The following is a 9,334-nucleotide window of genomic DNA, read 5'->3' as shown; positions in this document are numbered from 1 at the left end:
ATTGCGCAGCAACCGGATTGAGATTCCGTTTCGCTATATTATCATTCATAGTATAAACTAATTATGAACAGCTACTTAAGTCTCTATATTTTGAGACAGTCTTCTTTGTACCTGTAGCTTTAGGTTTAAAACACATATTTCCCTTAATTAATCGGATAATTAATAAACTAACCTGTAGAATTAACCTCCAATTAACCTTAATGTAACCGCTATTGTAATCTATCAGCGCCTATTTTTGTCTTCGAACGATAACGAAAGCAGAAATAGATTCCAAGCTCTATTATTAATCTTTAAAAATACAAGTATGAATAAAAGAACCTTTGTCTCTTTGGCCTTTTGTCTTGCAGGAGCGTTTGCACTGCATGGGCAAGAAGAAAATCAGAACAATTATGGTGTCGAAGAGGCTAATACCAAATTCAGCATTCAAAATGGAATATTAGGTGGAAAAACCAATTATGATTACCTCTCGTTAAAAGATCACGAGGATGTAAGTGGAGTCCCTTTAGGAGGTATTGGAGTTGGCTATATTAATTTTGCTCCGAGTGGTAGATTCACAAGAATAGGAATTAATAATATTCATACTCCTATCAAACGCTCGGAATATTCCTTCTTTTCTCTATGGACACGAAAAGGGAGTGAAAAGGAAGCACTCCGTTTAGTTAGAGACAATGCCACTTTGTGTGGGATGAAAGGAGTGCAACATACTCAATATAAAGGATTGTTTCCGACTGCCGAGTTAAGTTATGAGGGTAATAACCTGAAAGTAGTCCCCGTTATCCGTGCTTATTCCGGATTGGTTCCGCACAATGTGAAAGACTCTTCTTTGCCTGTCGTGTGGTTTGAGGTCGATTTAGTATCTCAGGAAGATATGGAAGCATCGTTGGCTTTCTCTTGGGAAGATTTTATCGGAATGTTCAAAGACCCGAAAAGTTTGAAAGGATTTGATAATGGACAATTGCTGAGTGAAGGAAGAGCCAATCTGAATAATGGAGAGAACTGGCCATTGCGTGAGAAAGCAAAAACGTATGTAGAACCTTATCAGTTAGATAATCTGAAAGGTCTGATACAATATGCAGCGGATAGTCTGCAACCTCGTAAACTGACTTTCCAGAATTATGTGAATCAGGTTGTGATTGCTGTGGAAGGAGAAAAAAACATATCCTACCTTCCAGCCTGCCATACGGACGGTGATGCTTGGGAACAGTTCAGGTCAAATGGTGAATTCATTTCATCACCGGCAAAGACTGTATTAACGGAACAGGCGCAGTCTTCTTCCGCATCAGTATTGGCTGTTAAAACCCAATTGAAAGCGGGACAGAAGAAAACAATTCGTTTTATGTTGGCATGGTATGCTCCGGAACTTCATATTGATGCAACGGTAGCTTCTATTGGAAGTTATTGGCCATGCGGAGCCGACTATAATAAATTCTACCATAATTACTTCAGTAATATGGGAACGATGCTACGCTATGCCACATCTAACAGGGCGAGAATTGCCCAGCAAACTACAGAATGGCAGAAACCTGTTCTTGATAGTTCTCTTCCCGGTTGGTATAAATTTAAACTGATTAATAGTGGGTACGTTATTTACACTAATATGGTACTAACCAAAGGGGGAGACGTGATGGTAAATGAAGGAGCTATGGGCGGCTTTGCCGGAACAATGGACCAACGCCTGAGTTCGCATCCTTTCTATCAGAAGTTCTTTACTCAGTTAGATCGTTCGGAGATGGACATCTTTGCGGGTTCAATGGATCCGGAAGGATATATACTCCATTTTATCGGGCATTATTATGTAGGTATGGGTAGCGTAGGTGGACGTGTACCGACAGAAAAAGGCTGGATGCTGGATAATTCTTCGGGCTGGATCATACAACTTGTTAAGGACTATGAGCAGACAGGGGATATTGAATATCTGAAAAGCCACCTGACGGATATAAATAGAGCGATGGCTTTTTTATATAGCCGGGCACCCGAAGGTAGCACCATTCCTGTTGGCCCTACTACTTATGATGACTTTGTGCACCCTCCTTTATATTCTTATTATGCGGGAGTGTGGCTGACAACTTTGAAAGCTTATGAAGCAATAGGAAAAGCTGTAGGAAATGAAAGAATAATAGAACTGTCACAAAAATGGTTTGCAGCATCGCAGAAAGAAGCTCTTGCGAAGTTGTGGAACGGAAGATTCTTTGCCTATGGTTGTGAACCGGACGGTTCTAAAAGACTCGATAATGTACTGTTTACAGGTCAGTTGGCCGGTCAGTTCCTGAGTCGCTATTGTGGATGGGGCGATATTTACCCCATGGATATTGTAAAAGCATCTGTTGTATCGCAATGCAAGATTTCACTTTCCAAATCACCCGATTATTATGCTAACAAGGTGTGGGATATCAATCTGAATCGGGGTATTGACAATAAAGGTTCACAGTGCTGGCCTTTCTATCTGGAAAGTTATACAGCTTTGGCAGGCATGCAGGCTGGATTTTATGAAGATGCAATGGATATCATGAAGCACATCCAACTGGTACATTTGCGTAAAGGCTGGACATGGACACAAAACTTGTGGAATCCCAGTGATATTACCTATATGACAGCGCCGGTGACTTGGTTCTCTACAGACGTATTGGCAGGTGCCGGTATTAATATCCCCCGGAAAGAGTTACGTCTGGCTCCTATTGTGACCAGTGATAAAACAATTAATATTCCTCTGTTCTATCCAAATTTTTGGGGAGTTGTAGTTGCTGACCCCCAAAAGAAGTCTATCACCCTCAAGATAACGAAGAAGTATAGTAAAGAACGGATTAGTTTCAATAAAGTAATATCAGAACCCGCCGGACTTTCTACATCAGAGAAGAGGGAAACAGAGATAAATGAATTTGTGGTCGAAGAAGGTAAAACTTTGGATTTGAGCCAGTACTGGGATCGTATTGTAGATAATCGTCTGGAGGCTCCGGTTCTTCCGGAAGCAGATAAACATGACTTTCGTTACGTAACAATAAAATAAGAACGTTAACCATTAAATAAAATGCCTATGTCAAAAGAGAAGAGATGAAATGACAACACCCTTAATGTTATCCACTGGGAGAAGTGGAAACGTAACATCTACTATATGTAATTATAACATTTAAAATCTTTTATTAATATGATAGAACACATAAATCATTTAGCACGTACTCTGTTTGGATGTATCATGTTGCTGTGTACCACGATGGTATATGCACAACATGAGCAGTTTAAGGGACAAGTAATTGATCAGGAAGGTAATCCGTTGGTCGGTGCAACAATTGTAGTGAAAGGAGCCAGTAATAAAAATGCCGTGGCTGATATATCTGGTGAATTTGTATTGCAAAATCTTGAGAAGAACGCTATTCTTCAGGTGTCTTATGTTGGTTTCCAAACACAGGAAATCAAGGTCGGAAGTGAAAGCTCCGTCAGAATAGTACTTGAAGAAGATGAAGCTGTTTTGGGCGAAATTGTGGTTGTGGGATATGGTACACAGAAGAAACAGACGCTCACGGGGGCTATTTCTACCCTCAGTGGTGATAAGGTTCTGACAACCAAGAGCACCAGCGTAGCTCAAAGCTTGCAAGGAAAAATTGCCGGTGTACAAGTCCGTCAGCAAGACGGTCAGCCCGGTTCTTTTAGTTCTATGGTACAGATTCGTGGCTTTGGCAGTCCGTTATATGTCATTGATGGGGTTGTTCGCGATAGCGGCGATGGCGGATCTGAATTCCAGCGTATAAATCCGGAAGACATTGAAAACATCTCTATCCTGAAGGATGGTGCAGCTGCTATCTATGGTATGAATGCTGCTAATGGTGTGGTGATTATTACTACAAAGAAAGGGAGAAAAGGAAAAGCCCGCTTCAATTATAACGGTTCATTCACTGCAATCTTTCCAACCTCCATGTTGGAAGTCATGAATGCTGCTCAATATGCGGAAATCTCCAACGAGCTTTCTATGAATGCGGGTACCGGACCTAACATTACGCCTGAAGAACTTGCCAAGTGGAAGGCTGGTGGTCTTGGCTACGAAAGCACAGACTGGCTGGGCGCTGTGTTCAAAAAGAGTGCGGGCAGTCAGCAACATACACTTTCTGTTGAAGGCGGTGGTGATAAAATGACTTATTATGCCAGCTTTGGATATGCCCGTGATGGTGACCTGACCAAAGGAGGTGACTTTAATTACGAGAGGTATACTATGCGTAGTAATTTTACGGCGGAATTATCCAAATACCTCAAGGCAGAAGTTAATGTGTCCGGAAGGTATGACGTAACGAATGCACCTATTCAGGGAGTGTTTGACCTGCTCTTTAAATCTACTTTGATGAGGCCTACCTCCGGGTTGTATGCTAATAATAATTCCGACTATTATAATGCTGCATATCCTTTTCTGGATAATCCTGTGGCAGGGATGAACGGTGACCTTACCGGTATGAATACAAGCAGGGGGCGAAGCCTGCAGTCGTCTGCTACTTTGACTTACGATGTTCCCTGGGTGGAGGGATTGAAAGCAAAATTGATGACTTCTTATGATGCCAGCGATGGCCGTACGTCGCATGAGCGAAAACTTTATCAGTTATACAGTTATAACTCACAAAATGCTTCATACGATGTTTCGAAAACGATCAACGACCCGAGTAGCTTATATGTGAGTATGAATGATGGTAATAACCTTAATATTCAGGCACAATTATCCTATGGTACCACAATCGCACGGGATCATAATATTTCCCTGATGGGTATGTACGAGATGAATTACGGTTGGAATGATAATATATCTGCCACGCGCGAGTATGATATATATTCTAAACCTATCCTGGATCTGGGGTCACAAAGTAATATTCAGAATTCGGGTGGTTATAGAGAAACGGCTAACATTTCTTATCTGGGACGCTTGAATTATGACTATAAAGGTAAGTATTTGCTGGAAGGAGCTTTCCGTTACAATGGTTCTTACCGTTATGCTCCGGATAAACGTTGGGGATTCTTCCCGGTAGTGAGTGCCGGTTGGAGAATGTCGGAGGAATCCTTTATTAAAGACAATATACCTTTTGTCAGCAACCTGAAAGTGAGAGCCTCGTACGGAGAAACCGGTATTGATGCCGGTAATGAGTTCCAGTTCATGGAAGGTTTTACTATGGGATCGAGGGGATATGAGTTTGTCGATGGTACGCAAACGAATGGTGTTCAGACTCCGGCGCTTATCAACAAGGATCTTACCTGGATTACGACACGCACGTACGACCTCGGTGTAGATATTACTTTATGGGATGGTCTGCTGGATTTTACATTTGATGTATATCGCCGTGAAAGAGATGGTCTCCTTGCCACAAGAGGCAGCCAGTTGACCAATACATTTGGCGCCTCTCTGCCGGAAGAGAATCTGAATGCCGATCGAACGGAAGGCATCGAGTTCACTTTAGGGCACAGAAACAAGATTGGTGAAGTATCGTATGGCATACAGGGCAACTTCAACTTTGCCCGTAGTAAGATGACACGCCTGATACATGGCGCTTATGAAAGTAGCTGGGATGTTTGGAGAGCTGCGACAGAAGGACGTTGGAACGGTATTGGTTGGGGTTATACCACGGCAGGACAGTTCCATAATTATGACCAGATTTATAATGCATCTGTACAAAGTGGTGACAGGGGTAATACTATGATTCTGCCGGGTGATTATTATCTGGAAGATGTAAATGGCGACGGCTATATTGATGGTAATGACCTGAAACCGAAATATTATGGTTTGAACATGCCGGCCCTGAACTATGGAGTCACGTTGACAGCCGAATGGAAGTGGTTTGACTTCATGGCTTTATTCCAGGGTGCTGCATGTTATTCAATCCAGATACCTGATAACTTGCGTAATTATGCTCCCTGGGAAGGTAACTCATCCGCTTATTTGTATGACAGATGGCACAGGGAGGATCCTTTCGATGCCAATAGTAAATGGATTTCCGGGAAGTATCCGGCTGCCCGTGTAGCCAATTACAATCCGATGGGCAACAATGCACAGGAAACAGACCGTAACACGGTGGACGGTAGCTATCTCCGTTTGAAAAGTATTGAGGTGGGGTATACATTGCCGCAACGTTGGATTAACTATGTAGGTTTGCAGCATTTGCGTGTTTATGTCAATGCGTATAACATCTTCACATTCTGTGACTCTTATCTGAAGAAGGATCTGAAACTGGATCCGGAGAAAACAGCCGGACAGGACAATCGTATGATGAACTATCCTTTGTCTTCTTCGATCAACTTTGGTGTAAATGTTAGCTTCTAATATAAAATACGTTTGAGATGAAAAATATAAATTATTACTTGATAATCGGTCTGTCGGTTGTATTTACAGCATGTGCGGACTTGCTGGACATTGAGCCTAACAACAAGATAACTCCTAATGAACTGTTTAACAATCCTAACGGAGCAAAGGCTTTTATGGCAACTATTTACCGCGATTTGCCCATTGAAGATTATATGTTCATGCCGGGTACTACGGGAGAAGGAGGTTTTAATAACCCGACAGGGAATATAGGTCTGTTGTGGTATGCTAATATCTGTGAGGAGGCTGTTCAAAGCCAGTGGGGTGAACAGTCACCGGGATACGTCATCCGGGCCGATTATTTCAATTATGGGTATAAGACGCTTCGCAACATCAACTTGCTGAAAAGTATTATTCCTACGTTGGATATCCGCGATAGTGAAAAAGCAGAGTTAGCAGGTGAAGCTGCCTTTATGACTGCCTATGTATATTTCTATTTGGCAGAAAAGTTCGGTGGAGTTCCTTTGATTAAGGAATTACAGGAGTATGATCCGGCCAATCCGGATGCTTTGGTTGTTCCGCGCAGTACGGAATATGATACTTGGGATTACGTCATGCAGCAATGCGACCTTGCTGTGGCACAACTTCCGGCAGAGCGCTCGGATAGACGGGCAACTAAATGGGCGGCGTTAGCTTTGAAATCACGTGCAGCTTTGTATGCTGCGTCAATAGCCAAGTTCGGCGAACTGGCTCCAATGGATGGCGAAGCTGTTACTAAAGGACTGGCAGGAATGAAGTCCAGTGATGCGGCTTACTTCTACCAGCATTGTATCGATGCTTCACTGGCTATTATGACCGAATCGAATCATCAACTGTATAAGCCCAATCCTGCTACTCCGAAGGAAGCGGAAGAAAATTATCGTAGTATTTTTATCAATCCGGATCAAACAGACGGAGAGGCTATCTTTATTAAAGGTATTGTAAAGGAAGGGTCTGGATTTGCCAGTAGCCTGAATTACTTTATCGAACCTTATCAAACACAGGGACAAGGTAAGATGTCTCCTGCGCTTAATTTGGTAGATGCTTATGAAGACTATACGGATCTTCCGGGTGTCCGTTCGGATGCAAAGGTCAAGACGCGCATCAGTGATAATTATTCTAATGCCGGTTTTGATAATGGCTACAATGACTATATCAAAGTAAGCCAGGATACTCCTTATGATTTGTTTAACGGAGTAGCCTATGGTGATGCGAAGAAGGCAAAGGATGCGCGTTTATGGGCTTCTATCATTCTTCCCGGTACAGAATGGAAAGGGACTAAAATCGTGATGCAGGGTGGGGTGATTCAACCCGATGGAACTGAGTTGTATCGCGTACCGACCACAGTGACCGGGAAAGATGGTAAAACATATTATTCTCTGGGGGGTGAGAAACATCAGGTATCCGCTTTCTGGCCGGGTGATGGAACACATTCCATGTCGGGCTTCCTTATGAGAAAGATGATCAGCGAAAGTATGCCTGCGCAATATCATAGAACGACATTGGACTACATTGTGTTCCGTTATGGAGAAGTACTGTTGAACTATGCAGAAGCCGTATGCGAAAGTGAGCTGGGCGATAAAACGTTGGCTGAAAAGGCTTTGAACGATATTCGTAAGCGGGCCGCTCACACCAATGAAATTGAACTGACAAGAGAGAATGTGAGAAACGAACGCTTCGTGGAGCTTGCCTTTGAGAATATCCGCATTTGGGACTTGCGCCGTTGGAGAGTGGTACATACATTGATGAACAACTTCTCTCATGATATTTTGGTCCCGATGTTGGACTTGCGCGATGAAACCCCTTCCTTGATTTTTGTGCGTAAAACAACCATGGGCGCAAGTTTGAATGGTCCTAACACTTATTCTATCTCTGAATATTATGAAGATGTGCCGCGCAACGCCATTAATCAAATGATTCAGAATCCTTAACTTTTTAATTAGTACAGAATATGGGAAAAATAAAATATATAATAGCAGGAATCAGTGCAGCATGTATGATGATAAGCTGTGAACTGGATAATTTTGATGGGCCGGATGCACAGGTATATGGTGCGGTTATCGATGCGGAGACAGACGAACTGATTCAGCAAGAGATTGGTACGAGCGGTGATGCAGCTTCTGTGCAAGTCATAGAGTACGGTTATGCTATTCGCAAAGTGCAGCAATGGAAGCTCATGTTGAGTGGAGAATACAGGAATAATCTTGTTTTCTCCGGTACTTATGATGTGATTATGAACAATGGGAACTTTGTGAAGTTAGATACCATCAAAGGCCATCAGTTTCGTAAAGGGGAGAATAAGCTCGATTTTAGGGTGGTTCCAAATATCCGTATCAAAGAGGCGTCTGTGGAGAAAGGGAATAATGCCATTACGGCCACTTTCAAGTTACAGTACGGGCACAATACCGGCAAGGTGGAGAAAATCGCTTTGTTTGCCCAGTCGGATAAGAATCCATCTAACTCTTTCAATCTGGCGCGTGTGGAGGCCAATATTGAAGGAGATGACATCAACTTCGAGAATAATAGTCTGAATGCAACTAAGGTTTTTACATTGATTTTGGATTTGAATTCTGATGAAGGTAAGAAGCTGAAAGCCGGGCAGAAGTACTTCTTCCGTATCGGTGCTTTGCCTAAAAACTTAGGTGAAGGCATACAGGCTAAGTATAATTATTCTTCGGTTTTTGAAGTACTGTTATAGCCTGAAGTATGAATAATACAGGCAGACTATTGCCTGCATGAATAATACAGGCTAAGCCAACTTGTTGCTGATAACTCCTTTAGCTCCTGAAGTATGAATAATACAGGTTAAAATCGATAGTTTTCAATAGGTTTTCTCGAAGTGTCTCCTTCCTCTCTTGCAGAGGGAGGAGACCTTCTTCTATTGGTAAGAACCCTTTCGGCAAATACATTCATAGCTCCTGTGGGACGGTCTCTTTCGTCCCGTGGGATGGAAAATTTCGTCTCGTGAGACGGATGCATTCATCTCACGAGACGAATTTTCCCGTCCCACGAGACGAATTCTCCCTCCCA

At 42.6% G+C, this 9,334-nt stretch carries 4 protein-coding genes; all 4 read left to right on the top strand.

Features of this window, described 5'->3' with window-relative positions; translation table 11 throughout:
• Positions 1 to 304: 304 nt before the first annotated feature.
• Entirely contained in the window at positions 305 to 3,004 is a 2,700-nt protein-coding gene (locus tag B2Z67_RS07370) for a GH116 family glycosyl-hydrolase (protein WP_291529175.1), read from the top strand.
• 138 nt (positions 3,005 to 3,142) lie between these two features.
• Positions 3,143 to 6,286, top strand: coding sequence for a SusC/RagA family TonB-linked outer membrane protein (locus B2Z67_RS07365; protein ID WP_291529174.1), 3,144 nt, complete (start codon positions 3,143 to 3,145; stop codon positions 6,284 to 6,286).
• A gap of 17 nt (positions 6,287 to 6,303) precedes the next feature.
• Positions 6,304 to 8,235 carry a RagB/SusD family nutrient uptake outer membrane protein gene (locus tag B2Z67_RS07360; protein ID WP_291529173.1) on the top strand — a complete coding sequence of 644 codons (1,932 nt, stop codon included), beginning with the start codon at positions 6,304 to 6,306 and terminating at the stop codon, positions 8,233 to 8,235.
• 20 nt (positions 8,236 to 8,255) lie between these two features.
• Entirely contained in the window at positions 8,256 to 9,002 is a 747-nt protein-coding gene (locus tag B2Z67_RS07355) for a DUF3823 domain-containing protein (protein WP_291529172.1), read from the top strand.
• Positions 9,003 to 9,334 lie beyond the last annotated feature (332 nt).

It is taken from the genome of Bacteroides sp. UBA939, assembly GCF_002293435.1.
Classification (GTDB): domain Bacteria; phylum Bacteroidota; class Bacteroidia; order Bacteroidales; family Bacteroidaceae; genus Bacteroides.
Note: the sequence above shows the minus strand (reverse complement) of the source record. Positions and strands in the feature narration are given on the sequence as shown.